Source organism: Oceanirhabdus seepicola (assembly GCF_023684385.1).
Taxonomy (GTDB): Bacteria; Bacillota; Clostridia; order Clostridiales; family Clostridiaceae; genus Oceanirhabdus; species Oceanirhabdus seepicola.
Genome location: NZ_JAGSOJ010000002.1, coordinates 171008 through 196381, shown reverse-complemented (window position 1 = coordinate 196381; position 25374 = coordinate 171008). Strand labels below are relative to the sequence as shown.

23 protein-coding genes, 1 pseudogene and 1 other annotated feature are annotated in these 25374 nt (G+C 30.8%); of the genes and pseudogenes, 7 read left to right on the top strand and 17 right to left on the bottom strand.

Annotated elements, in window-relative coordinates:
• Nucleotides 1-17 precede the first annotated feature (17 nt).
• Nucleotides 18-1739, top strand: a pseudogene (locus KDK92_RS08630) (NADH-dependent [FeFe] hydrogenase, group A6); the annotation flags it as partial.
• 184 nt (nucleotides 1740-1923) lie between these two features.
• On the opposite strand, the gene KDK92_RS08625 reads toward KDK92_RS08630, so the two are convergent.
• The 3 genes from KDK92_RS08625 to KDK92_RS08615 form a co-directional block, all read right to left on the bottom strand.
• Nucleotides 1924-3087, bottom strand: a complete 1164-nt coding sequence (locus KDK92_RS08625) for a SpoIIE family protein phosphatase (protein WP_250858829.1) — start codon at nucleotides 3085-3087, stop codon at nucleotides 1924-1926.
• Nucleotides 3087-4799, bottom strand: a complete 1713-nt coding sequence (locus tag KDK92_RS08620; RefSeq protein WP_250858828.1) for a [Fe-Fe] hydrogenase large subunit C-terminal domain-containing protein — start codon at nucleotides 4797-4799, stop codon at nucleotides 3087-3089. Before KDK92_RS08620 ends, KDK92_RS08625 begins: the two co-directional genes overlap by 1 nt.
• 138 nt (nucleotides 4800-4937) lie before the next feature.
• On the bottom strand, nucleotides 4938-5906 hold the full coding sequence (locus tag KDK92_RS08615) for a phosphotransferase (protein WP_250858827.1): 969 nt from the start codon (nucleotides 5904-5906) through the stop codon (nucleotides 4938-4940).
• A 254-nt stretch (nucleotides 5907-6160) separates the two neighbouring features.
• Here KDK92_RS08615 and hcp point away from each other — a divergent pair, with 254 nt between their 5' ends.
• The gene (gene hcp / locus KDK92_RS08610; RefSeq protein ID WP_250858826.1) at nucleotides 6161-7867 is read left to right on the top strand and encodes a hydroxylamine reductase; all 1707 of its coding nucleotides are present in this window, start codon (nucleotides 6161-6163) and stop codon (nucleotides 7865-7867) included.
• Between the two features lie 230 nt (nucleotides 7868-8097).
• Here hcp and KDK92_RS08605 read toward each other — a convergent pair whose 3' ends face one another.
• Entirely contained in the window at nucleotides 8098-8823 is a 726-nt protein-coding gene (locus KDK92_RS08605) for a hypothetical protein (RefSeq protein ID WP_250858825.1), read from the bottom strand.
• 288 nt (nucleotides 8824-9111) lie between these two features.
• On the opposite strand from KDK92_RS08605, the gene KDK92_RS08600 reads away from it, so the two are divergent.
• Together KDK92_RS08600 and KDK92_RS08595 are read left to right on the top strand one after the other, a co-directional pair.
• On the top strand, nucleotides 9112-9351 hold the full coding sequence (locus KDK92_RS08600) for a DUF3450 domain-containing protein (protein WP_250858824.1): 240 nt from the start codon (nucleotides 9112-9114) through the stop codon (nucleotides 9349-9351).
• A 34-nt stretch (nucleotides 9352-9385) separates the two neighbouring features.
• The gene (locus tag KDK92_RS08595) at nucleotides 9386-10285 is read left to right on the top strand and encodes a polysaccharide deacetylase family protein (RefSeq protein ID WP_250858823.1); all 900 of its coding nucleotides are present in this window, start codon (nucleotides 9386-9388) and stop codon (nucleotides 10283-10285) included.
• A gap of 71 nt (nucleotides 10286-10356) precedes the next feature.
• Here KDK92_RS08595 and fni read toward each other — a convergent pair whose 3' ends face one another.
• Nucleotides 10357-11415 carry a type 2 isopentenyl-diphosphate Delta-isomerase gene (gene fni / locus KDK92_RS08590; protein ID WP_250858822.1) on the bottom strand — a complete coding sequence of 353 codons (1059 nt, stop codon included), beginning with the start codon at nucleotides 11413-11415 and terminating at the stop codon, nucleotides 10357-10359.
• A gap of 17 nt (nucleotides 11416-11432) precedes the next feature.
• Nucleotides 11433-12557 (bottom strand): DUF362 domain-containing protein, encoded by a 1125-nt coding sequence (locus KDK92_RS08585; RefSeq protein WP_250858821.1) that lies wholly within the window; start codon nucleotides 12555-12557, stop codon nucleotides 11433-11435.
• Between the two features lie 249 nt (nucleotides 12558-12806).
• Between KDK92_RS08585 and KDK92_RS08580 the strand changes: the two genes are divergently transcribed.
• Together KDK92_RS08580 and KDK92_RS08575 are read left to right on the top strand one after the other, a co-directional pair.
• Nucleotides 12807-14012: an EAL and HDOD domain-containing protein gene (locus KDK92_RS08580; protein ID WP_250858820.1), complete on the top strand. Its 1206-nt coding sequence runs from the start codon at nucleotides 12807-12809 to the stop codon at nucleotides 14010-14012.
• An 87-nt stretch (nucleotides 14013-14099) separates the two neighbouring features.
• The gene (locus tag KDK92_RS08575; RefSeq protein WP_250858819.1) at nucleotides 14100-14573 is read left to right on the top strand and encodes a hypothetical protein; all 474 of its coding nucleotides are present in this window, start codon (nucleotides 14100-14102) and stop codon (nucleotides 14571-14573) included.
• 122 nt (nucleotides 14574-14695) lie between these two features.
• Here KDK92_RS08575 and KDK92_RS08570 read toward each other — a convergent pair whose 3' ends face one another.
• From KDK92_RS08570 to speD, 11 genes are all read right to left on the bottom strand, one after another.
• The gene (locus KDK92_RS08570; protein WP_250858818.1) at nucleotides 14696-15667 is read right to left on the bottom strand and encodes a GGDEF domain-containing protein; all 972 of its coding nucleotides are present in this window, start codon (nucleotides 15665-15667) and stop codon (nucleotides 14696-14698) included.
• A gap of 516 nt (nucleotides 15668-16183) precedes the next feature.
• Complete coding sequence (locus KDK92_RS08565) at nucleotides 16184-17059, bottom strand: SDR family oxidoreductase (RefSeq protein ID WP_250858817.1); 876 nt, start codon at nucleotides 17057-17059, stop codon at nucleotides 16184-16186.
• A gap of 57 nt (nucleotides 17060-17116) precedes the next feature.
• Entirely contained in the window at nucleotides 17117-17938 is an 822-nt protein-coding gene (locus tag KDK92_RS08560; RefSeq protein WP_250858816.1) for a 4Fe-4S binding protein, read from the bottom strand.
• A 6-nt stretch (nucleotides 17939-17944) separates the two neighbouring features.
• On the bottom strand, nucleotides 17945-18082 hold the full coding sequence (locus KDK92_RS08555; protein ID WP_250858815.1) for a CD1871A family CXXC motif-containing protein: 138 nt from the start codon (nucleotides 18080-18082) through the stop codon (nucleotides 17945-17947).
• Nucleotides 18072-18668 carry a TlpA disulfide reductase family protein gene (locus KDK92_RS08550; protein ID WP_250858814.1) on the bottom strand — a complete coding sequence of 199 codons (597 nt, stop codon included), beginning with the start codon at nucleotides 18666-18668 and terminating at the stop codon, nucleotides 18072-18074. Before KDK92_RS08550 ends, KDK92_RS08555 begins: the two co-directional genes overlap by 11 nt.
• 133 nt (nucleotides 18669-18801) lie before the next feature.
• Nucleotides 18802-20574, bottom strand: coding sequence for a MutS-related protein (locus KDK92_RS08545; RefSeq protein ID WP_250858813.1), 1773 nt, complete (start codon nucleotides 20572-20574; stop codon nucleotides 18802-18804).
• Nucleotides 20571-21275: a hypothetical protein gene (locus tag KDK92_RS08540; RefSeq protein ID WP_250858812.1), complete on the bottom strand. Its 705-nt coding sequence runs from the start codon at nucleotides 21273-21275 to the stop codon at nucleotides 20571-20573. Before KDK92_RS08540 ends, KDK92_RS08545 begins: the two co-directional genes overlap by 4 nt.
• Nucleotides 21268-21588: a PadR family transcriptional regulator gene (locus KDK92_RS08535; RefSeq protein ID WP_250858811.1), complete on the bottom strand. Its 321-nt coding sequence runs from the start codon at nucleotides 21586-21588 to the stop codon at nucleotides 21268-21270. Before KDK92_RS08535 ends, KDK92_RS08540 begins: the two co-directional genes overlap by 8 nt.
• A gap of 364 nt (nucleotides 21589-21952) precedes the next feature.
• Complete coding sequence (gene epsC, locus KDK92_RS08530; protein WP_250858810.1) at nucleotides 21953-22540, bottom strand: serine O-acetyltransferase EpsC; 588 nt, start codon at nucleotides 22538-22540, stop codon at nucleotides 21953-21955.
• A gap of 30 nt (nucleotides 22541-22570) precedes the next feature.
• The gene (gene cysK / locus KDK92_RS08525) at nucleotides 22571-23479 is read right to left on the bottom strand and encodes a cysteine synthase A (RefSeq protein WP_338115264.1); all 909 of its coding nucleotides are present in this window, start codon (nucleotides 23477-23479) and stop codon (nucleotides 22571-22573) included.
• A gap of 115 nt (nucleotides 23480-23594) precedes the next feature.
• Nucleotides 23595-23833 (bottom strand) — a binding site (T-box leader).
• 81 nt (nucleotides 23834-23914) lie between these two features.
• Entirely contained in the window at nucleotides 23915-24340 is a 426-nt protein-coding gene (speD, locus tag KDK92_RS08520) for an adenosylmethionine decarboxylase (RefSeq protein ID WP_420852337.1), read from the bottom strand.
• A gap of 316 nt (nucleotides 24341-24656) precedes the next feature.
• Between speD and KDK92_RS08515 the strand changes: the two genes are divergently transcribed.
• A complete protein-coding gene (locus tag KDK92_RS08515; protein WP_420852336.1) occupies nucleotides 24657-25346 on the top strand; it encodes a nitrite/sulfite reductase domain-containing protein in 690 nt (229 codons plus the stop codon).
• Nucleotides 25347-25374 lie beyond the last annotated feature (28 nt).

Sequence of the window (25374 nt, the reverse complement as noted above, 5' to 3'; positions counted from 1 at the left end):
AAATAGAGGTGAAAATTTTGAATCAAGTAACTTTAACAATAAACGGACGACAAATTACGGTAGACGAAGGTACAACAATACTTGAAGCGGCAAAGAAACTTAATATTCATATTCCAACACTCTGTTATTTTAAACTGCACGACGATAGAACAATAAATGATCCTGGCTCTTGTAGAGTGTGTGTAGTTGAAGTAGAAGGAAGAAGAAATCTTGCACCTTCTTGTTCAACACCTGTAGCTGAAGGAATGAATGTTAATACAAGTTCAATAAGAGCTATAAAAGCTAGAAGAAGTGTTGTGGAACTATTATTATCTGATCATCCCCATGAGTGCTTGCTATGTGAAAAGAATTTAAACTGCGAGCTTCAAAGTCTTGCAGCAGAGCTTGGTGTTAGAGAACTTCCTTATCAAGGAAAAAAAGCTACATATGAAATAGATAATTCAAGCTACTCTATTATTAGGGATATGGAAAAGTGCGTATACTGTAGACGATGTGAAACTATGTGTAATGAAGTTCAACAAATTGGAGTGCTATCTGGAGTTTATAGAGGTTTCAACTCTGTTGTTGCACCTGCTTTTAATCTTCCAATGGCAGAAACAAACTGTACATTCTGCGGTCAATGTGTATCAGTATGTCCTACTGCTTCATTAACAGAAGTTCATTATATCCCTGATGTTTGGAATGCTATTAACGCAGAAGGAAAGCATGTTGTTGTGCAGACAGCTCCTGCTGTAAGGGTTGCACTTGGTGAAGAATTCGGTTACGAACCTGGAACAATTGTAACTGGTAAAATGGTAGCAGCCTTAAGATCATTAGGTTTTGATAGTGTATTTGATACAGATTTTGCTGCTGACTTAACTATAATGGAAGAAGCCAGCGAATTTGTTCATAGATTACAACACGGTGGAAAACTTCCTATTTTAACTAGTTGCTGTCCAGGATGGATTCAATTACTTGAACACAGCTTTCCAGATATGTTAGATATACCATCGACATGTAAGTCACCACATCAGATGTTTGGAGCTATAACAAAAACTTATTTTGCTGAAAAAATGAATATAAACCCAAAAGACATAATCGTTGTTTCTGTTATGCCTTGTCTAGCAAAAAAATTCGAAGCACATAGACCTGAAATGGAATATGAGGGAAATAGAGATGTTGATATAGTTATCAGTACACGAGAGTTAGCTAAAATGATTAAAGAAGCTGGTATTGACTTTACATCCCTTGAAGATGAAGACTTTGATAATCCACTAGGTGTCTCTTCAGGAGCTGGTGATATTTTTGCTGCATCAGGTGGAGTTTTAGAGGCAGCTGTTCGTACAGCAGCTGAAATGGTAACGGGTAAGGCCGGTGAACCAATTGAATTTATAGATGTTAGAGGATATGACGGCATAAAAGAAGCTTCAATTGATATTGATGGAACAAATGTTAAAGTAGCTGTTACAAATGGACTAGGAAATGCTAGAAAAATTCTAAATGATATTAAAGCCGGAAAAGCTGAATATCATATTATTGAGATAATGGCTTGCCCTGGTGGTTGTATTGGTGGTGGGGGTCAACCATATATCCATGGAGACTCTGATATACTTAAAAAGAGAATTGAAGCAATTTATAAAGAAGATGCTAATAAAGAATTAAGAAAATCTCATGAAAATCCATATATTAAAAAGCTTTACGATGAGTATCTAGGAGAACCTTATGGGACTAAAGCTCACGAGATGCTTCATACTCATTTTACACCAAAAAGATCTGGTATTACCCACGAAACACCAAATGATGTTAAGAAACCAAATACGGATAAAAACAACCCGTAAAAAACATAATGGAGAATGGAGCATAATGTAGGTTCTGACCTCGGTCAGAACCATCCTTCATTATCCATTATCAATTCTCCATTATATTTATAGCCAACTATGTTGGCTATAAATAATTAATCTTCACTTTTTTCCCCAACTTCTCCATACACTTTATTAATTTATCCACAATGTTCAGTTTAATATTAAGCCCTTCAGGAAAATTTGGATTTTGGTGTGCAGGATTTATAGCTCTTCCAACCCATAGAGTCAAGTGTGTACAATCATCCACAAGAATTTTGCTCAGAATTTCTGCCCCATTTGGATCTTGTGAATTAATATCACTTATCTTACCTAATTCTAATTTATCTATAATTTTCACTGTTCTATCTAGTGTCAGAACACCTTCTGTTACTAGATCTATACCTTCAAGATATGCTATCGGTGGTAAATCTGCCGTCATACATGTCATATCAACTTTAAGTTTTTTGTGTAAAACCTTCTCTGTAATATTCGCAGCAGTTCCTCCACAAACGATTTTCTTTCCTTGTCCCTCCATTAACTTCTTAACTATAATCTCATCCTTATTATGATCCTCTGGTGGTCCTGTGAATAAATCAACATATTCTGGCTTTCTTGCTTTAATTGATACAACAGTAGTATCATCTCCTGGTCTACCTCCATATAAATCCAAACAGGCTTGTGATAAACTGTTGCTTATATTTTTAGCACACTTTTTACCCTGTGAAACCTTAGCTAAAAATTGATTAACCTCGTCCCATTGCCACCCAAGATTCAGCACTTCCCCTATACCCGCATGTATAACCCCATCACTAATTGATGTAAGTATATCTCCTTCTTGCATTGTGAAATCACTGACTTTTATTATCTTACCATTTATGTTTATTTTCTCTCTTTCAATATCAATACTTCTACCATTTCTATGCAAAAAACATGGTGGATTATCATACTCTGCAAGATATACTCTTCCATTATTGTTCATTATCACTATTGTGAAGGTGCTATATGCTACTCCTCTAACTGAACAAACAGGTAAAGTATTTATAATGGTATCTACAGTTTCAAATATATCTTCACCATTTTTTATCATTGTAGCAGCTATCTTTGTTGTCAGTGTAGAAAGTATATTAGCCTTCACTCCACTACCTAAACCATCAGCTAATACTATGATTGTTGTATCATCGTCTTTTACAACCTCTACTCTATCCCCACATAACTCCTCATTAACCTTATTAAGACTATTACTTGCAACATCAACGAATAACTCCATTACTTCTCAGCTCCATTCTCACCAGCCACAACTCTTCTAAGTCTATTTAATATTATTTTTGTCTCTGCTGTTGTTTCTCCTAACAACCCTGCAATCTCTTGAGCTACTCTCATCTGTTTCTCAATAACCTCCTGGGCAGCATCAAGTGTCTTTTCCTTCACATCATATAATTCCTTCTTATTTTTCTTCTCTTCTGTAATATTCATCATTACACCAATTAAAACATCTTGTTTTTCTAAGTATGATATGTTTTCTTTGAATACTACACCGTATTGATTATTCTCAACAGTCTTTCCTTCTATATTCTCTTTTGTTTGAAGTACCTCTTTAAAATCACTATCATCCATTAATGAAGCTAATGGTACCCCTCTATATTCACCTATCTTTGCCATAAAAGTTTTTTGGGCTGTAGGATTCATCTCTAATATATTCAGTTCACCATCAACTATTATTACTGAATTGACAGTATTCTCAAATATTATATTACTAAGACTCTCTGCTTTACTCCTCATATAATGAAGACACATATCCTTCTCAGCCATCCCCCTAATTATTGCAACTGCCTTTTCTTCACAAGTTGTATATCCACAAACCCCACAATTTAATTTATCTTCCTCATTATTCTTTCCCATATCTTTTAGAACTCTGTTTATCTCTTCTCTTGAAACTTCTTCATCATGGAGTGGTGATTCGGGATGACTTTTAAAATAATTTTTGTTCCCTAATTCACTTTTAATCTCCATTGTATTATTTTCATATTCTGTGATGAAACGCTCAACCTTATCATTGCTCTCATAGAAATCTCTTTCCCTAATACCCATGCTAGGTCCACCTATACAACTACCGATACATATATTTGCTTCTACAAATGCATTCTTCAATTTCCCCTTAGAAATACTATTAAATATATCTAGGTTCTTCTGGAATCCATCAACAACATATGGCTTTATTCCTTTATTGTTCAAATTATCTGCTAGTCCCATCACTATTCCTCTATCTACTGGGAATTTTCTTCCTTCTGTTATATCTCCATTTATACTTTCATCTATTTCATATGTTGACTCTGTCATCTCTTCAAACCATAACTTTAATTCGTCGAAAGTAATAACATAATCCACACTTTCTTTCTTCTTCAATTGTTCTTTTTCAATTTTCTTTCCTACACATGGACCTATAAACACAACCTTTGCATCTGGTTGTTCCTCTTTAATCATTAAACCATGAACAATCATTGGTGATTCAAAAGGCATAAGGTATTTTGTTAAATGAGGAAAATATATTCTAATTAGATAATTCACTGATGGACAACAACTTGTTATAAAAATCTTATCTTCACTAGCTTCGACATGCTCTCTGTATTTTTGTATAACAAATTGTGCACCCTCTGCTGTTTCTCTCACTTCTTGGAATCCTAACATCTTAATCCTTGAGATTAATTCTACAAAATTCATATCAAAATATCCAAGTGCTGATGGTGCCAATGAAACAATTACCTTCTTCCCGTTGCTTATACACTCTTTCACTTTGCTTAAATCGGTATCAATTTTTCTTGCTTCTTGAGGACATACTTCAAAACATTTACCACATGCTATACATCTCTCTTCAACTATCTCAGCTTGATTATCCTTAAATCTTATACCCTTTACAGGACATTCTCTTAAACATTTATAACAATTTTTACACCTTGCTTCAGTAAAATTGATAAAGCTCATAAACACACCCTCTATCCCTATAAATTAATATACCTGTTGAGTTTGACAAAAAAATATCAAACTCAACAGGTATATTATACCACTCCTCAGGATGATTTACATATACTTTTATTTTTTTTTATTTTATAACACTACACGTTACTCCTTTTTAAGACATAATTTTAAAAGATTAATTCCCTCTTCATAGTAGTCTGGAAATATACCATATGTCCAGCTACATATTCTAACTCCTTCAATCATCAAAAGCAAATTAAGATTCTCTTCAAAATATTTAGGTATCCTTCTCGCCTCTGCATATCCTCTTAAAAATTGTTCTTCAAATCCTTTATCCTGAAATTCTTTGTTAAGAAAATATCTTCTATAGAAGAACACTAAATCCCTACCAGCATAATCAATACAACATTGTTCAAAATCAATCAATCCAGAAAACTTTATTTTTCCTTCAACTATATTCACAATTATATTTCTTCCATCAATGTCATTGTGAATTAGTGATGATTCACATATACCCATTAGGTCTTTAATATTCTTATTTACATATCCTAATGCCTCTTCAATATATTTCATATCCTCTTCAGGGTATCTCTTATTTCTTATCCACCTCTCATATATTTCAAACTTATTTATCATAAACTTATCATAGTTTTCATAACGCTTCTTATATCCATTTTCATAAATTTTATAAAACCCATCTTTTATCATCTGCTTATGTATAAATGCAATGTTTTTACCCACCTGAAAAAAAATTTTCTGTATTTCACATAAATGCTTATCTAATAAATCCTTGTTAAGTATAATCTCATCAAGAGTATAATCTCCAATATATTTCATTATTGCCCACTCTTCACCTGATTTTAGTTGACCAACTTTATACACATGAGGACATCTAATTGATAAATCTTTTAACATACTTAGTGCTCCAACTTCTTTATTTCTCTTATGTTTTTTATAATATATCTTAAAAATCATCTTTTCATTATTACTAATGAAGCAATATACAAGATGTCTATTAAGTTCATGATTCCCTATTGCCTGAATTCCAAATACTTGTTCTTTCAAAATGTCATTTAGTATTTCTTTAATCTGCTTTATGCTATATTCCCTCATATATCCCCTCACCTCTCAATAATATATAAATATTCTCTAGAGTTCCTCTTTATGAGAATCTCTTCTTTATTATAATCTTGAAAATAACAATTATTATTTTCATAACTTTTTATTTTATGTAACTCTCGTTACCGATTTAAACCTAAATTAATCATATAATGTATTCATAAGATGAACACAGACGAGAAACACGCTAACTTAACAAAGTAGAAAATCAAATTAATCAATTATAAATTATATGGAGGGATTTTATTATGAGTATGTTTTGTTACCAATGTCAAGAAGCTGCGGGGTGCACTGGGTGTACTAAAGTAGGTGTATGTGGTAAATCACCTGAAACTGCAAAATCACAAGATTTATTAATTTATGTTGCAAAAGGAATTAGCTTGTTAAACAATATGGCAAGAGAAAATAATATAGCAATAGCAAAAGCTGATAAATTTGTAGTTGATAGTTTATTTACAACAATAACAAATGCTAACTTTGATGAGAATATAATCATTGAAAAAGTTAGAGAAGGTCTAAAATTAAGAGAAGAAATCAAAGGAGCTCTTGAAACTGCTGGAGTTGAAAGTTTCAATAAGACAACTTCTTTCTTTGATAAATTAAAAACTATATTCACAGGTAAAACAGAAGATATCAACTTACATGATGCCGCTGTATGGAGTGCTTCAACACTTGAAGATTTACACTTAAAAGCTGAAACTGTTGGAATTTTAGCAACTGAAAACGAAGATGTTAGATCTTTAAGAGAACTTATAACTTACGGTCTAAAAGGTATGGCTGCATACTTACATCATGCAAATAATCTTGGACATGACAAAGCTGAAATCAATGCATTCATTCAAAAAGGACTAGCAGCTACACTTGATGATAGCTTATCTGCTGATGATTTAGTAGCATTAACTCTTGAAACTGGTAAGTTCTCTGTTGATGTAATGGCACTTTTAGATGGAGCTAATACTTCAACTTACGGAAACCCTGAAATCACATCAGTTAATATTGGTGTAAGAAATACCCCAGCAATCTTAATCAGTGGGCATGATTTGCATGACTTAGAGCAATTATTAAAACAAGCAGAAGGTACAGGCGTTGACATTTACACTCACTCTGAGATGTTACCAGCTCATTACTACCCTGCATTCAAGAAATATGATAACTTTGTAGGTAACTATGGTAATGCTTGGTGGAAACAGAAGGAAGAATTCGAGAAATTTAACGGACCAATTTTAATGACTACAAACTGTCTTGTTCCTCCAACAGCTTCTTATAAAGATAGAGTTTACACTACTGGTGTAGTTGGATTTGAAGGATTAAAGCATATTGATGCTGATGCAGAAGGAAACAAAGATTTCTCAGCAATTATCGCTCATGCTAAGAAATGTAAAGCACCAACTGAAATCGAAAAAGGATCAATCGTTGGTGGATTCGCTCATAACCAAGTTCTTGCTTTAGCTGACAAGGTTGTTGACGCTGTTAAAACTGGCGCAATAAAGAGATTCTTCGTAATGGCTGGATGCGATGGAAGAGCTAAGAGCAGAAACTACTACACAGATTTCGCTTCACAACTTCCAAAAGATACAGTTATCTTAACTGCTGGATGTGCTAAATATAAATATAACAAATTAGACTTAGGTGATATCGGTGGAATTCCAAGAGTTCTTGATGCTGGACAATGTAACGATAGTTACTCACTAGCAGTTATCGCTTTAAAATTAAAAGAGGTGTTCGAGCTTGAAGACATTAATGATCTACCAATCTCATTTAACATCGCTTGGTATGAGCAAAAAGCTGTAACCGTATTACTAGCATTATTACACTTAGGTGTTAAAGACATTCACCTTGGACCAACATTACCTGCATTCCTTTCTCCAAACGTAGCAAATGTACTAGTTGACACATTTGGAATCGCTGGAATCGGAACTGTTGAAGATGACATCAAGTTATTCATGGGGGAGTAATTCAAAAAAGCACGCAAAAAATGCTTTTTATAACAAATGGATAATATATAATGATGGATGCTTCTGACTGAGGTCAGAAGCTACATCTTTTTGTTTATTAGAACAACATATTTATTCTCTTTTATCTGTATATAAATTTTTGTATAAAAAGAATCCAGTATAAATTAAATTTATACTGGATTCTTTTAAATCTTATTGTTCAAGTAAAAATCAAATCGTACATTCTACATTTAATTAAGTGCACTTAAAACCTGTGTTTCATTATTCTCAACAACTATTTCCCCATCCATAATTGTTAATCTTTCTTTTTTACCTTGATTAGTACAATCTGCAATATACATGTTGTTATTTATTTTCCTAACTTCAACATTCTTCATATCATATCCACTTTTAACATTTAACATTGTTGATATTCCTTGTGCCACAAGAGCTTCATCTCCCTCTTGGTTAGCCACTATGATACTCTCTAAATATTCCTGTACGGGATCAATCTCTTGATATTTCATAAAGTTCTCAACAAAGCTTACGGATAATGTATTATCTTCGTTATACTTTTTATCTATTACCTTTCCGTTAACTATCAAGAATAAATTCACAATATTAATACTTTCTGTATCATCAAAGAAATTCACCAAATATACGTTATTATTCATTTTGCCAACAGTCATCTGTGCTTCATCATAATCATACTCATCTGCTACTATCTTAATTGCTTTGTCTCTATCTACAATATCAATTTCATCAAGAAGGCTTGTTCTCATATATTCTATATAATCATTATCTTCATTAATTTTATTATAATTTAATTTAACGACCTTACTTTCTATGTCATTAATTGAAATGATTTTTTTAGTAACTTCATTCTTATTTAAATCAACTTTCTGATTAATTCCAATGCCACCAACAATACTCATAACAATACTTGTACTTACCGCTAAAGCTACTAATTTGTTCATCATCTCACCTCATATTTTCTATTTCATTATCTTAATTAAATTATATCAATTTAATGTTTTTAAAAGATTACGAAATAATTACAACTTAATTTTTTTTTGCTAAATCAAAATTAATTTAAGTATTTTGAATGTTAATATATAATGTTAGAATTATATTCTTTTTTATGAAATCATTCTTGTGATTTCATTATTCTTATAAACATATAAAATTATAACCTTTTTGTAACCAATTTAGTCGAATTAAGTATTATAATAATGTCGAAAATAAATATAAAGGGAGGATATAAATTGAAGAAAATAATATTAGGAATTATTACTTTATTAATTACTGTAAGTGCTGTATCATTTTCATATATGATGTTGAAAAAGAAGGATACTATAATTGATGAAACAAAAATTCTAACACAAAAATACGATACACTTAAGAACGAAAAAAATACTCTTCAAAAAGAGAGAACAGATATAACAAATAGTTTAGATGAGATTGAAGGAAAAATTGATGAATTAAATACAAAGATTAATCACTAGTACAGAATAAAAAGATATTTACAGGAGGCTTTCAATGAGAAAAAGTTATTATAATCATCGAAAAAAACGCAGAGCAAGTTTTTTATCACTTTTCATATTTTTATTTCTTATTACAGGATCAATAGGGTATGTTGTTTATGCTCAAACAACAGTTTCCAAAGCAAAAAAAGAATACAACCTTTTAGTGGATAAAATAAATGATGCTGAAAAAGATAATATTGAAATTACAAACAATATTAAAAACCTAGAAGATACTGTTAATGAAAAAAATAATGAATATGAAATAATGCTATCAAAAGCTAAAATAGCTTATTTAACATTCGATGATGGTCCATCTAGCAATACACTTGCAATATTAGATATTTTAGATAAATATAATATTAAAGCTACTTTTTTTGTTAATGGACATGAAGGTTTAGAACATTTATATAAAGAAATAGTTAATAGAGGTCATGTAATTGCAAATCATACATTTAGTCATGACTATTCATATGTATATAGTTCTGTTGAAAATTTCAAAGAAGATGTGAATAAATTAAATGATTTCATTGAGTCTACTACTGGAACTGCACCTGCAAAACTCTTAAGATTTCCAGGTGGGTCAAACAATCAAGTAAGCTGGTCATATTCTGGAAAAGGGTTCATGAATGAGTTAGTTAAGGATATGACTAACGAAGGATACAATTATTTTGACTGGAATGTTGATTCAAAAGATGCAAATGCCTACAGACAGAAAAAAGATGTTATTGTTAAATCTGTTTTGAATGGTGCTAAATATGTTCAGAAAGCTAATGTATTAATGCATGACTTAGGACCAAAAACAACAACGGTTGAAGCACTTCCTGAAGTAATTGAAGGTCTTATTTCACAAGACTTTATATTTGATCCCCTTACAGAAGATGCGTACAAGCCTCACTTCTTAAAAGTAAAATAATTATAATATTTATATATATGCAAATAGTACAAGCTCACCATTTCTATACCTGGTGCCTTGTACTATGCGCTTTACTCTCCATTATTCTCATAATATTTCTTAATATATTCTTCTATTTCTTTAAGCTCACCTTTTAACATATAAGAATTATCTTTTAATTCACAAACAGATCCTTTACCTAATAACATCATATATATTTTAATATTATTTATAAGCTCTCTCAATACTTCTAGTGCTGAATCTCTACCATTTTCTAAAAGAGTTCTTAATACTACCCCACTAACACCAACAATATCTGCTCCTAAGATTAATGATTTTATCACATCTTCACTTTTATTAATTCCACCGCTACAAATTACATTGCATTCTCTGTAGGCCGTCGATGTCATTAATAAACTATGAGCTGTAGGTATACCCCATGAATAAAATTCATTGTACTTAGATGATTCATATCTCAAATCTTCTATCTCTATAAAGTTAGTACCACCTTTTCCACCTACATCTATATATTCAATCCCAATTTCTCTCAGCTTTATTGCGGTCTCATATGATATTCCAAAACCAACTTCTTTTATTATTATTGGCTTTCCAATGCTATCCTTTATATGATTTATATTTTTAATGATTCCTTTAAAATTTCTATCTCCCTCTGCCATACACATCTCTTGAGGTACATTTAAATGAAGTTGTATTCCATCTGCCTCAATCATTTCTAATGCTTTTTTAACATCTTCTACACTCTTGTTGGCACTTAGATTTGCTATAACTACGCCCTCTTTACCCATAATTTCTCTAACACACATGAACGTCTTTACAGCATCACTATACTTCAAAGCAATTGATTGAGACCCCACCGCCATAGGAATATTTAATTCCTTTGCTATATATGCTAGATCTCTATTTATCTCTTCCGCTTCCTTGGTTCCACCTGTAATAGCATTTATCATTAAAGGAGCACTTATACTTTTATTCAAAAAAGTTGTTTCTAAAGAAATCTCTTGGAAGTTTAACTCAGGAAAAGAGTTATTAAAAAGAACTACATCTCCAAATCCATTGTCACTTTCCCCTACTCCCTTTAGAAATCCACTTATATGTTCTTTTTTTCTGATTCTAATTTTATCATCTATCATTATTATTCAATCCTTTATTATATCTCTATTAGCTCGTATTCACTACTTCCCATTCCTATTTCTTCTCCGTAGGAAATCTGAATTTCTCCATGAGTATTTTCCCATAATTCATTAAAATGACCTTTTCCACAATTACATTTTTCATTTTTATTAGCGTTCTCTTCTAAAAGAGTGTTGCTTAAAGCAATTTGTTTATTAACTAAATCTAGACTGGCCTTATCAATTGCAACAGGATCAACAGAAGCCAATATTCCTATATCAGGAACTATAGGCGCATCGCTCCAAGGCACGCAATCACAGTGTGGAGTTATATTCATAAGAAAGTTAATATACGCTACTTTTTTCTCTTTATTTTTTACTGAAGCATATGCATATTCAGCCATCTTTTCACAGAACTCCAATAAATCTGTAGACCAATCAAATTTAATTGCCTTTGGTGCACATACTGTCATACATTCTCCACATCCAACACATTTCCCCTTATTAATACAAGAGACATGATTCTTCATCTTTATAGCTTCTTGTGGACATACTTCTATACACTTGCCACAACCTACACATTTTTTTTCAACAACCAATGGTCTTAAAGCGTGTTGTTCTTGTTTACCAGCAGCTGGTGCACACCCCATAGCTAAATTCTTTATTGCTCCACCGAACCCAGCCATTTCATGTCCCTTAAAGTGAGACATAACAATCATTGCATCTGCATCAACTATATCTCCAGCAATTTTTGCTTTATCAAAATGTTTTTTATTAATTTCAACTTCTTTTATGTACTCACTCTTCAATCCATCTGATATTATAACTGGTGCTCCTACTACAGAGGGAACAAATCCATGTTCAATAGCTGTATTCATATGATCTACTGCATTGAATCTACTACCTGAATAAAGAGTATTGGTATCTGTTAAAAAAGGTTTTCCCTCAGCCTCTTTTATTTTATCTACTATTGGTCTAACAAATATTGGATTTATAAATCCATCTCCTCCACTCTCACCAAAATGAAGTTTTATAGCAGTCAAATCATCCTTTTCAATATTAGATGCAATATCCATTTTATCAAAAAGCATTTTAAGCTTATTAATTTTATTTTCCCCAGGATTTTTAGCCCTTAAATTTACAAAATAAACCTTACTCTTCATAAAAACCTCCCTTTAACTTTTACAATTTAATATTATCACGTTGTTTATGTTATTTCCATATAAGATATTTTTACCTAAAAATAGTATAATACACTCTCTAATATTAATATACTTTAATATAAATAGTTTTAAACAATATCCATTAATACTAATAACCTCAAGTAACTATTCACTACATTATTGTATTTTATGTATTTATTATGTAATATTATCTTATACAATTATTTTAATTTTTACGGAGGCATAATAATGGATATTTTTATTGCTAGACAGCCAATTTATGATAAAAAAGATAATGTTTTTGCTTATGAATTATTATATCGTGGAAGTGAGGAAAACTTTTGTAACTGCCAGGACTTAGATAAGGCAACTATATCAGTTTTATTAAATGCTTTTGTTGATATAGGTATAGATAAAATAACACATGGAAAAAAAGCTTTTGTAAAATTTACAGAGAATTTGTTATTTTCTAATATATTCGACTTTTTACCTAGTAATAAAGTAGTTATCGCAATCTCTTCTGATATAAACCCATCAAGAGAATTGTTAGACAGATGTTTAGAATTACGAAGAATGGGATTTTCACTAGCATTTGATAATTTCGTTTTTAAGGAAAATCTGATAGATTTACTTAAGATAACACATTATATAAAAATTGATTTCTCATCTACAGATATAAAATATCAAGGTTTATTAGTAAATAAGCTATCTAGCAAAAATATAAAGTTTATAGCCTCAAAGCTAGAAACAATTTCTGATCACTCAGTATCTCGTGATTTAGGCTATAGTTTTTTCCAAGGATATTATTTTAGTAAGCCTTCAATAATAAAATCAAAAAAAATACCCATGTCTACACTTACTAAAATAGACCTATTAGGAAAAATAAGTTCTGAATTTCTAACCTTAGATGAACTAGAAGATATTATAAAAAAAGATGTTTCATTATCATATAATATCTTAAAAATAATTAACTCAGCTAAATACGCTTTACGAAGTGAAATTAAAACTATAAAACATGCTATATGCATGTTAGGAGAAGCAGAACTTAAAAAGTGGTTATACTATCTTATTATTCAATCTGAAGCAACTAACTGTCCACCAGAACTATTTAAACTTTCTATAATACGTGGTAAGTTTTCAGAGTTAATTGCAAAAGAAACAGATAATAAAGAGATAAGCTTCGATGCTTTTATTATGGGTGTTTTATCCTTAATGGACAGACTTTTTAATGTATCCCTTGATACTATAATTGAAAATTTATTTGTTTCTGAGGATGTAAAATCAGCCTTATTTGAAACATCTAATAATAATCTCTTTAAAATCCTTAACGTTGTAAAGGCTTATGAAAATGCCCATTGGGAAGAAGTGGAACAATATGCTCATGAACTTAATATTGATCCTAAATATTTAGGTGATGCCTATTTAGAAGCTTTAGATTGGGTAGATTTAGCATAAAATAGGCACTACCGTGCCTTAAAACCAAATATAGAATGGTCAATCATTGACCATTCTACATTATCAATTATATAACGGGGGTTTTTTATGTCAAAAAATCAAGATATCCTATCATATGATAGTTTGCAGGCCATTCACAGCAGCACTTTTTCTTCACTTTCAAAGAGACGACAAGATACAACTAATAATCTATTAGATGAAATCACATCCATAAAGAACAATATCAAAAAACTTATTAAAAATAAAGATATTGTTATGAACTCCATTTCAGAAGATGAAAAAAGTTATTTAACCAATACAATTGAGGATTTAACTAATTCTTTTCAAGAGTTAGATACCTTAGTTACAAGCCTTCAATCAATTACAAATGATTATGATTTTGAGCTAAACAAATATATATCAATGATTAATGATCCTAATGGTAATTTAGATAATACTGCAACTAAAGAACTACTTTCTCAAGAAGATAATGTTTTTAAGTGTCCAAACTGTTCCATTTCATTCACATATGATTCCAACACTAAAAAATGTCCTTCATGCAACACTACCCTAAATAAATAAATTCAAAAGGCGTTTTTCATACGCTTCACTAACCTTGTGGTTCACTTTTACTCAACTATCGTTATTTAGCACTATCCTTAAACAAGATGTTGAAAAAGCCCATGCTTTTTAGCATGGGCTTCTTACTTACTATTTATAACATATCTATTTCTACCGTTACTTTTAGCTTTATACAAGGCTCTATCTGCATTCTCAATAAAATCATCCGATACATCTTTTTTATCTGGTATTCCTTTATACGCTCCTAGACTTATTGTCACATAATTAGATACTTCTGATTTTTCATTTTTTATTTTCATCTTTTCTACTTCTTCAATTAATTCTTTTAACATATGCTCACTATCGACACAATCTACATTAGGTAAAATCACTAAAAATTCTTCTCCACCATATCTTCCTATATACCCGTTATATTCATTGATAATTGAATACAGCTTGTCCGAGATTTTTTTTAAACATTCGTCCCCAGCAATATGTCCGTATGTATCATTAAATCTTTTATAATAATCAATATCAATCATTAAATACATTATTTCAGTATCGTTTACAGCAGACTTATTATACTCCTGTGTACTTACTTCTTTCAATTTCTGTTTGTTATATAAATGAGTCAAAGGATCTAATATTGACAATTTATATAGTTCCTCATTCATCAACTGTAATTTCTCGTTTTTTTCTTCAATCACTTTTAAATGAACATGAGTTTTCATCGCCATCAAATACTTTGTATAGGATACAAATAGACATATCAGTAATATAGCAAATGAGTTTATAATCTCAGGATACACTCTTCCTAATCTAATTCCAGTGAACCTTATCATAAATATATATACAAAATAAGTTAAAATATATATTGTTAAAAGGTCCTTAAGTTTTATATAAAAAAATACTGATATAAATAAAATCATCTCAATATATACTATAGAAGATCCACCATTAATTAAATCCTTTCCGCTAATCATAATTGCCCAAATTATAAATAAAAAGAAATAAATATCAATAACCATATTTATCCTATAGTCATATTCTCTAATCTTTTTATTTGAAATATTAATAATTATTATGCCAATAATACATATCACTATTAATGCCATATACATTTGAAAATAAAATTTTGTGATTATGATACTGAAATTAAAATTATATTTCAACAAAAAGGGAATACAAAATAATATTTCTAACATAATACTTATTAATAATAATTTCTTACCTGTATTCAAATTTCTTTTTTGACAATATAATTCAAAATCTTCTTCGTACGATAAACCTGATAGATTAAATATGTTTTTAATATTACTTATCAATTGTCTCTTATTGCTCCTTTCTAACTAAAAAAATTTAAAATAAAATCTGATAAAAAGCTATATCTTTACTTACATTTAAAGAATTTCTTTTTATATTACTATTATACGAAAAACTGCTAATTCTTACTAGTAGCTTTTACTAGAATACTATTTCAAAAAAATAACTGACCAAAGAGTAACTTAATACCTTAATCAGCTATTTTTATAACTTTATTCAATTACAACTTGAACCACTGTTCCATGAAGCATTATTATAATAATCTTCTTCTTTTTAAACACAGTGATTTTTTTAATAATCCTAAAAACTTATCCATTTATTATGTAACCACCATTAACATGAATCATCTGCCCAGTTATATAAGAACTATCATTACATGCCAGAAATACAAATGCAGGCGCTACCTCAACAGGCTGCCCCACTCTTCCAAGAGGTGTTTGTGTCCCAAATTCAGCAACATCTTTTTCCTTAAAACATGATGGAATTAATGGTGTCCATATAGGTCCAGGTGCAACACCATTTACCCGTATTTTCCTATCTGCAAATGCTAACGCCAAAGATCTTGTTAATGTCACTACAGCACCTTTCGATGAGGAATAATCTAATAAGTCTACATTTCCTTTATAAGCAGTTACAGATGCATTATTGATTATTGTACTGCCAGGCTTCATATGATCAACTGCAGCCTTAACTAGATAAAATATTGAAAATACATTAGTGGAAAATACTTTAATCAGTTGTTCTTTAGATATACCATTTATATCAGTATCTTCATAATGCGTAGCTGCGTTATTAACAAGAATATCTATTTTGGAAAACTTATCTATAACCTTCTTAATCACACTATTACAGAATTCTTCCTCTCCAATATCTCCACTTATAAGCAAACATTTCTTTCCTTCTTTTTCAACAAGCATCTTTGTTTCTTCTGCATCTTCATGTTCATCAAAATAAACTATAGCAACATCTGCGCCTTCTTTAGCATATGCCACTGATATTGCTCTCCCAATTCCACTGTCTCCACCTGTTATTATTGCAACCTTACCTTCTAACTTACCACAGTGCTTATACGCTTCATTATCATAAATAGGTCTAGGATTCATAACACTCTCAATCCCAGGTTTCCTGTCCTGATGTTGTGGGGGAAGTTTCTCAATGAAATCAAATTCTGGATTATTGTTCATAAAAAATCACACTCCTTCAATATAGTATTTTTTGAAAGAGTGTTATTTTTTATTCCACTATTTATCACTTAATATTCCTTTTTTTATTGCACTTGTTGGACACTCCTCAACACATTCTCCACACCTTATGCACTCTGTACTATTAGGGGTCTTATAGATATCCACATCCATTTTACAAACCGTAGAACATTTTCCACACTTTGTACACTTATTATCATCTACTGAATATCTGTATAAACTTATTGGATTAAAAAGAGCGTATATTGCCCCTAATGGACATAAAACTTTACAGAATGGTCTAAAAATAAATATACTCGCAATTATTATTAAAATAAGAATACTAATCTTCCATGTGAATAATACACCTGCAGCACTTCTAAGACCTTTATTTAATATTAATAATGGTATGCCACCCTCTAAAGTTCCTGCTGGACATATATATTTACAAAAAGTAGGGTCTCCCATTCCAAAATCGTTAGTCCACATTAACGGTAATATAATAACAAACACTAGTAAAACCACATACTTTATGTAAGTTGTCCATTTAGGCAATCTGGTTTTCACACTTTTAATCTTATAAAGCAACTCCTGCAAAAGTCCGAATGGACAAAGCCAGCCGCATACAAAACGTCCCATCAATGCACCAAAAAATATTAAAAATCCTGTTACATACATTGATATCTTATACTTATAAGAACCTAAAACAGCTTGCAATGATCCTATGGGACATGATCCTAATGCACCTGGACAGGAATAACAATTTAGCCCAGGCACACAAATTTTTTTAAGTTTTCCCTGATATATTTTTCCTGATAAAAATCCTTTAAAATACCCATTTATCAATATAGTATTAAAAAACTGAATAAATTTTCTTTTCATATTTAACTACCCAATCCCTATACATTCTAAACAAATTTTAATTGCTTTTGAAAATACCGTATTTACTTCCCCTTCAGTAAACCCATATGCTATCAGATACATACCTAATAGAATCGCTACAACACTAATCCACCTATTTTTCATCTTTACTCTCTTCTTTAAGAAGATTGTTGATTTTCACTAAATATTCTTCCTTTGTTTCAGCTCCAGCACTGAATACCCCTTTAATTTTTCCTTCTGAGTTAACAAATATTGAAACCGGAACATATCCAAACTGAGAAACAATATCCTTTAAAGAACTATCCCCCATTAATATATTTGTGTATTCAACCTTGCTTTTATCAAGAATTTTATTTGCCATTTCAATGTTTTCTTCACTATCTCCATCTGAAACTATACCCACTAAGTTAAACCCATCATCCTTCTTCTCAGCATATATCTCTTGCAAATATGGTATCTCTTCTATGCATGGTCCACAAAATGTTGCCCATATGTTTATCATAGTTATTTTTTTATCTTTGAAAATCTCTTCTGTTACTTCATTTCCATTAATATCTTTAACTTTAAATTCTGTTATACTTCTCCCAGCAACAGGATTTTCTTCTCCATTAGATGTGTATTCTTCCTTTCCATCTTTAGCATTTACTTTACCATAATTATTTTTTCCTCCACAAGATACCAATGTTATCACACATAATACAATCATTAACATTGAAAATATTCTCTTCATTTTGATTCCTCCAGTCTTATTTAATATTTCTATCCTTATATGTTTTATTCTAGCAATAAAATGTGTACTTTATGTGTTTTACACACATTTTTTCTCTCTACTATAAGTAAATCTCCGAAGTAGTTTATCTATATCATATTATATTTTCAAGTATTTCTTGTGGATATCCAACAACCTTTAATAGTTTTATAGCGTTCCTGCTATCAGATACCCCTTCATTTATTTTATAATCAAACTCCATACCATTACCTTCAACCTTTTCAGTGAAGTAATAACAATTATATCTATCTTTCAAATTACCAGTAAGTTCCATATCATGAGTTGCAACAATAGGGATACACATATGTTTTTCTAGATACTTTAGTATTCCCGTAGCCGCAGCTATTCTATCTACTGGATTTGTACCATTAAGTATTTCGTCCACTAATGCTAATACCGGAACCCCTTTACTACTCTCTTCAATTATCCTGAATAGATTTTCTACTTCAACGAAATAATAACTCTTCTTGTTGTTAATATCGTCATGTATATCGATAGAACTTATTATCTTCATCAAACCAGTTTCAAATTTCTTTGCTGGAACTGTTACTATAGTCTGACTGAACAACTGGCATATTCCTATAGTACGTAAAAATGTCGATTTTCCAGACATATTGGACCCTGTAATTATTATTCCCTGGGCAATATTTATTGTATTTTGGACACAATTTTCAACCAAAGGATGATAGATTTCAACAGCATCTATGTTGCTTTTATTTTCTTCTATAAATTCTGGCAAACAATATGATATATTCTTTCTATAAGAACCTACAGCAATCAACCCTTCAATTTCACCTAATAACATAAATATTTCTATTAACTCTTCTTCATACTTATTTATATACTTTATGCCCTTTGCCATCTTTCTATAATTATTAAGGGTCATTATATTAAAATATTCTGCTAGCAAATCAGATAATTCATTTCCAGGCACTTCACTTTTCACCAAAAGAGAACTATTTTTTCTTATGACGTCACACTTTTTTAACATATTTTGCAGCTGTGAAAAACCCTCTTCAAATTCCCTTTCTCCACTTATCTGTTTTACAATCTTATTTCCAGATATGATCATCTTACCCATTAAAGAAAATATTGGAGCATTCCCCTCCACTTCATTTTTCAATTTAAGAGAAAGTAACATATTTACAACGAATAATATCACAGTAAATAACACTGCTGCTCCTCCAGAAACTAAGAACCAAATCGGAACTATTAATAAGAATAACTTTGAACACACAGCGATAGCCATCTGATCATTTTTATGTATCTCCATTTTATTCTCTTTAAAAATATATGATGATAATAGATACTCCTTATCTTTTCCTATGTTTGCAAAAGCAAATTGAATTTCTTCTCTTTTTTCCTTATTTTTCTCAAACCACTGAATTATGTTTTTTCTTCTTAATATCTTTTTCTTATCAAGCAATGGATATCTCAACATAAAATACATTCCAATTTCCCCTAAAAAGGAATAACTTCTATCAAGCTTTTTATAAATACCATCTCCATTTAAGTCTAACCAAGTTTGATCATCTATATAAAATTCCTCACTAGATTTATTGCGATGTTCAACTATACTTTTAAATATGTTGCTAACCTGATCCAATTTTCTCTTTTTCTTAATTTCCTTACCCCACTCCCCCTTAATCTCAATTATCAACTTACACATCTTACCTTTCAAAAACATAAAATAAGTCAGCACTGCTGAAATAACCGCTATACAAATAAATCCATATCCATAGTGTCTTCCTATTGACTCCATTCTATCTGTAATTACTAACACACCCAAGTATCCTACAATAAATGTGATTACCGCTCCCAAAGCAGTTGCAATATTATAAAGACTATTTCGTTGTTTTATATTCATGATTTCATCCCCTTTGCAAAAATAACTTTCATTATATTTACTATAAATAATAAGATTAAACCTCTAAATGCCATGTTCAATAGCATCCCCCCGCTTAAATACCACTCTATGTTTTTTAGGAAAAGATGCACAAATAAGATTAATCCAAACTCTATATAAACAAACACTTTCAAATCTTTCATAAATTCATAAATATTCATTCTCCATGGTGTATATATATTAATCATCTTATATTTACCAATACCAGTTGCTAAAAATATACCCACTAAAAGTAGTATTAAACAATCTCTTAAATCAACTATTTCAGACTTTTCAACCCCTATCATAGAGAATGCAAAAACAACTCCTATTTCAACTAACATCACTACAATGAAAATCTCTAACCATTTAATTACTCCATATATTTTCCCCAACCTAGATGTTCTCAGTGATTCAATAGTCTTCTCACAAAATTCTTCATGATTTCCTCCTAAAAGAGAAGATATATCCTTGTTATTTTCTTGATAATCAAGAAACATCTCAAGAATATCACTCATCACCTCTTCTTTTTGTATCTTTAATACTGAACTCCCCAAAATATATCTCCTTACATTGCAATATGCCTTTTTATATTCCCCTGTTAGCTTCTCTTCATACCCAACTCTATTGTTCTTTAATTCTTCGACTTTATTAATATTAATCGCCCCCAATCTATTAATCATTTAAGATTTTATTTGTTATATAGCTAATCTCATTCCAGTTTTTCTTGAACTCATTAAGATATACTTCCCCCTCATCAGTTAGAAAATAATATTTTCTCATAGGTCCATAAGGAGATTTTTTTCTTTCAACTCTTATAATTTCTTTCTTTTCTAATCTTAGAAGAAGGGGGTATACACTTCCTTCTGATAATTCTTTATATCCATATTCATTTAAAGTCTCAAGGATTTTGTATCCATAGGCATCCCCTTTACTTATCACCTTCAAAATACATCCTTCTAGAATACCTTTTAATAGTTGAGTATCTTTTGCCATTTTTTTCACCTACTTTGCATTACTTAGTAGCTATATGCAAATTGTACCAATGCTACTTTGCATTGTCAAGTAGGTATAAAAAAAAGCATGCTCCACATGCTTTTTTTAATGTATAATGGATAATTGATAATGGAGAATGATGGATGTTTCTGCTTACGCAGAAACTATATCTTATTTTTCTTTAGCACAAGAAGATTTTACTCATTTTATCTTGATAAAATATTGTATTTAAAATATAATGTTTCATTTAATTGAAACGAGTAAACCTCTATTGTCCAAGAAACAATAAAATTATAATTTCACGAAGAGAAATGTCAATCATTCTCCATTATACATTATCAATTCTCCATTTGTTTCTAAATCTTTATATTATCATCTCATTATATATCTTTATAACCTTACCATCCTCTTCTATATCGTCAATCGCCTTAGGCCTCTTTGGCAAAATTTTAGCAGGTATACCTACTGCAGTGGATTTCTTACTTGTATCCTTAAGAACCACTGCATTTGCTCCTACTTTACTTCCTGAGGCAATGTATATATTTCCTAGAATTTTAGCACCAGCTCCAACAATTACATCGTCTCCAATAGTGGGATGTCGCTTACCTTTTTCTTTTCCTGTTCCACCTAAAGTTACTCCTTGATATATGGTAACATTATCACCAATTATAGTAGTTTCTCCAATAACAACTCCCATTCCATGGTCTATGAACAGGCCTTTTCCTATTTGTGCACCTGGGTGTATCTCAATTCCTGTAAAGAATCTACTTATCTGACTTATCATTCTTGATAATAAAAAAAACTTTTTCTTATAAATAGCATGAGCAATTCTATATCCAATTAAAGCATGAATATGAGGATATAATATTAGTACTTCCAGAAAACTCTTAGCTGCTGGATCTGTTTGGAGCACATGATTTATATCATATTTCAAAGTTCTAAAAAATCTCATTCTCTTCAGCTCCTATTATTCTTCTTCTATTTAATAGAGACCTGTTGATAAATATTTCACTCCATCATCAGGGGAAACAACTACTATTTTCTTGCCTTTTCCTACTTCTTTAGCAAGTTTTATAGCTGCTGCAATACTAGCCCCTGACGATATTCCTAATAATAACCCTTCACTTTGAGCAATTTTTCTTGCAGCTTCAACAGCTTCTTCGTCTTTAATTGTAATAATTCTGTCCACTACACTTCCATCATATATTTTCGGTTCAAATCCAGCTCCGATTCCTTGAATCTTATGTGATCCCGGCCCTTCACCTGAAAGAACAGCTGAATTTGTAGGCTCAACTGCTACATTTGTTATATTCTGATTCAATTCTTTAAGTCTTCTTCCTACTCCAGTAATAGTCCCACCAGTTCCTACTCCAGCTACAAAATAATCTACATCTGATATTTCACTATATATCTCTTCTGCAGTAGTTTCATAGTGCTTCAAAGAGTTCGCCTCATTATTGAATTGTTGAGGAATGAAATATCCGTCTTTACCTTCAGCCATTTCATACGCCTTTTCAATTGCGCCTTTCATCCCTTTTGCTCCTTCTGTCAATACAAGTTCAGCTCCATATGCCTTCATTATAGCTCTTCTCTCTTTACTCATTGTATCAGGCATTACAAGAATTACCTTATGTCCTTTTAACCCACCTATCATAGCCAAGGCTATTCCTGTATTTCCACTAGTGGGTTCTACAATAACATCTCCACTCTTCAATAACCCCTCTTTTTGTGCAGCTTCTATCATTCCTAACGCCGCTCTATCTTTTACACTTCCTCCTGGATTGAACCCCTCCAATTTAACATATACTTCTGCCATATCCTCATTTACTACATTATTAAGTTTAATAATCGGTGTTTTACCTATCATTTCTAAAATATTCATAAACATAATCTAATCTCTCCTTTTCTTTTAAAATTTCTCCTAAGTTACTAAAAAATAAATAAAATTTCTCCTACTTTTTAAAATAAAAATAAAAAAACCTCGTTCTCATATATGCATTTCTACATTAAGAGACGAAGTATTATCCGCGGTTCCACTCTAATTGATACAAAGTATCCACTTTTCAAGCACCTATATGCTCTATCGCTATAAGGGGCGAATCCCCGTGTAGCCTACTAGCCAACTAGCCTTTCAGTACACACTCCAAAGGGCACTTCATATAAATTTCCTATAAGATCTCTCTCAGCTTTGAAATCTCTCTCTGTATATTTCCTTTATACTACTTTCCTTTTTCTACGCTTTACCACTTTATTCCGAGTACATCACTCTGATTAATATTTATTATATGCATGTAATTTATAAATGTCAACAAAAATTTTATAAAATTTAATCATTATTTTCTTCAAGGTTAATTGGTTTGAAATGCATATTTTGAAATCTCTCATTTGAAAAATATCTTATTTTACTAGTTTCACCTCTAATAATATCCTTAATTTCTATCTTATTACTTTTTAACATTGTCTTTAAATAATCTAGCCCAATCCATGGATCTACACTATCTCCACAAGTAAATAAATCTATAGCTGCGTATCCATATTCAGGCCAAGTATGAATTGTTAAATGAGATTCTTGAATAATAACAGCCCCACTAACTCCCCATGGGTTGAACATATGAAATACACTTTGTACTATTGTCGCCCCTGATTTTTCTGCAGCTTCATTCATATACCCCTCAATAAGTTTGTGATTGTTTAATATCTCTTTATCACAGTTATACATTTCAACAAGAATATGTCTCCCTAATTGTTGAATATTCACTCCCCTCATCCCTTCTTTATCTTTTAAACTTTATGTTTGTATATACTAAACTGTTTAGTATATACCCCCTATTTTAACACATGTCCTATTTAATGCAAAACTCACTTTCTTGGAGTAAAATGCTCTCCTTTCAAGAATTTAGCTTAATTATTTTTTTATAATTCTGTTTCCTATTTTTAAAATTTCTGTTTTCATGTATCGTAGGTTACCTCTTTTTTCTTATTTATTGTATATAATTTTATTATAATTTACATGAAATCGAAATTAGTGAATAAACTAATCTTATATATAACGAGGTGATAATATGAAAATGCCTAAATATGCAGTTTTGCAAAGAATAAGAAATAATAAAAGAACTTACGCAATTACCCCTAGAATACCTGGAGGTTTTGTTAATCATAAAACTTTATTAAAAATTACAGAAGTTGCTGAGAAGTATAATGCATCTATAAAATTAACATCTGGTCAAAGACTGATGATAATTGGTTTAAAAGCAGAAGATGTGGAAAAGGCTTGGAAAGATCTTGGTATGGAGCCTGCAGTTTTATCTCCATATTCAGTTAAAAATGTAGAGATGTGTCCAGCTACTTTCTGCAAAAGAATGAAACAGAATTCACTTCCATTAGGACTAAGACTTGAAAAAAGATTTTATGGAGCTCCAACACCTAATAGAACTAAAATCGGGGTTGCTGGATGTCGTAATGCTTGTGGAAGTGTTAACTCAAAAGATATTGGAGTCATCGGAACTAAAGATGAAGGTTATATAGTGATAGCTGGCGGAAGTGCTGGATATCATCCTAGACTTTCTGATAAAATAGCTTCAAATTTGAATGAAGATGAGGCTTTTAACATGGTTGAATCAATTTACGAATTCTATAATGACAATGCAGAATTAGGAACTAAACTTGGTGATTTCATAGATCAAATAACTCTAGATAAATTTATCCAAGGTGTTTATAAAATCTATGATGAAATTAATCCCAAAACCATAGAAAAGTAGTTTAAAAAATATAGCACAGCAAAAGGAA

Excerpts from the sequence above, each read along its gene's own strand:
- KDK92_RS08625 (WP_250858829.1), bottom strand. The coding sequence starts at position 3,087 with ATGGAGTTATTCGTTGATGTTGCAAGTAATAGTCTTAATAAGGTTAAT.
- KDK92_RS08620 (WP_250858828.1), bottom strand. The coding sequence starts at position 4,799 with ATGAGCTTTATCAATTTTACTGAAGCAAGGTGTAAAAATTGTTATAAA.
- KDK92_RS08615 (WP_250858827.1), bottom strand. The coding sequence starts at position 5,906 with ATGAGGGAATATAGCATAAAGCAGATTAAAGAAATACTAAATGACATT.
- hcp (WP_250858826.1), top strand. The coding sequence starts at position 6,161 with ATGAGTATGTTTTGTTACCAATGTCAAGAAGCTGCGGGGTGCACTGGG.
- KDK92_RS08605 (WP_250858825.1), bottom strand. The coding sequence starts at position 8,823 with ATGAACAAATTAGTAGCTTTAGCGGTAAGTACAAGTATTGTTATGAGT.
- KDK92_RS08595 (WP_250858823.1), top strand. The coding sequence starts at position 9,386 with ATGAGAAAAAGTTATTATAATCATCGAAAAAAACGCAGAGCAAGTTTT.
- fni (WP_250858822.1), bottom strand. The coding sequence starts at position 11,415 with ATGATAGATGATAAAATTAGAATCAGAAAAAAAGAACATATAAGTGGA.
- KDK92_RS08585 (WP_250858821.1), bottom strand. The coding sequence starts at position 12,557 with ATGAAGAGTAAGGTTTATTTTGTAAATTTAAGGGCTAAAAATCCTGGG.
- KDK92_RS08580 (WP_250858820.1), top strand. The coding sequence starts at position 12,807 with ATGGATATTTTTATTGCTAGACAGCCAATTTATGATAAAAAAGATAAT.
- KDK92_RS08575 (WP_250858819.1), top strand. The coding sequence starts at position 14,100 with ATGTCAAAAAATCAAGATATCCTATCATATGATAGTTTGCAGGCCATT.
- KDK92_RS08570 (WP_250858818.1), bottom strand. The coding sequence starts at position 15,667 with ATGGCATTAATAGTGATATGTATTATTGGCATAATAATTATTAATATT.
- KDK92_RS08565 (WP_250858817.1), bottom strand. The coding sequence starts at position 17,059 with ATGAACAATAATCCAGAATTTGATTTCATTGAGAAACTTCCCCCACAA.
- KDK92_RS08560 (WP_250858816.1), bottom strand. The coding sequence starts at position 17,938 with ATGAAAAGAAAATTTATTCAGTTTTTTAATACTATATTGATAAATGGG.
- KDK92_RS08555 (WP_250858815.1), bottom strand. The coding sequence starts at position 18,082 with ATGAAAAATAGGTGGATTAGTGTTGTAGCGATTCTATTAGGTATGTAT.
- KDK92_RS08550 (WP_250858814.1), bottom strand. The coding sequence starts at position 18,668 with ATGAAGAGAATATTTTCAATGTTAATGATTGTATTATGTGTGATAACA.
- KDK92_RS08545 (WP_250858813.1), bottom strand. The coding sequence starts at position 20,574 with ATGAATATAAAACAACGAAATAGTCTTTATAATATTGCAACTGCTTTG.
- KDK92_RS08540 (WP_250858812.1), bottom strand. The coding sequence starts at position 21,275 with ATGATTAATAGATTGGGGGCGATTAATATTAATAAAGTCGAAGAATTA.
- KDK92_RS08535 (WP_250858811.1), bottom strand. The coding sequence starts at position 21,588 with ATGGCAAAAGATACTCAACTATTAAAAGGTATTCTAGAAGGATGTATT.
- epsC (WP_250858810.1), bottom strand. The coding sequence starts at position 22,540 with ATGAGATTTTTTAGAACTTTGAAATATGATATAAATCATGTGCTCCAA.
- KDK92_RS08515 (WP_420852336.1), top strand. The coding sequence starts at position 24,657 with ATGCCTAAATATGCAGTTTTGCAAAGAATAAGAAATAATAAAAGAACT.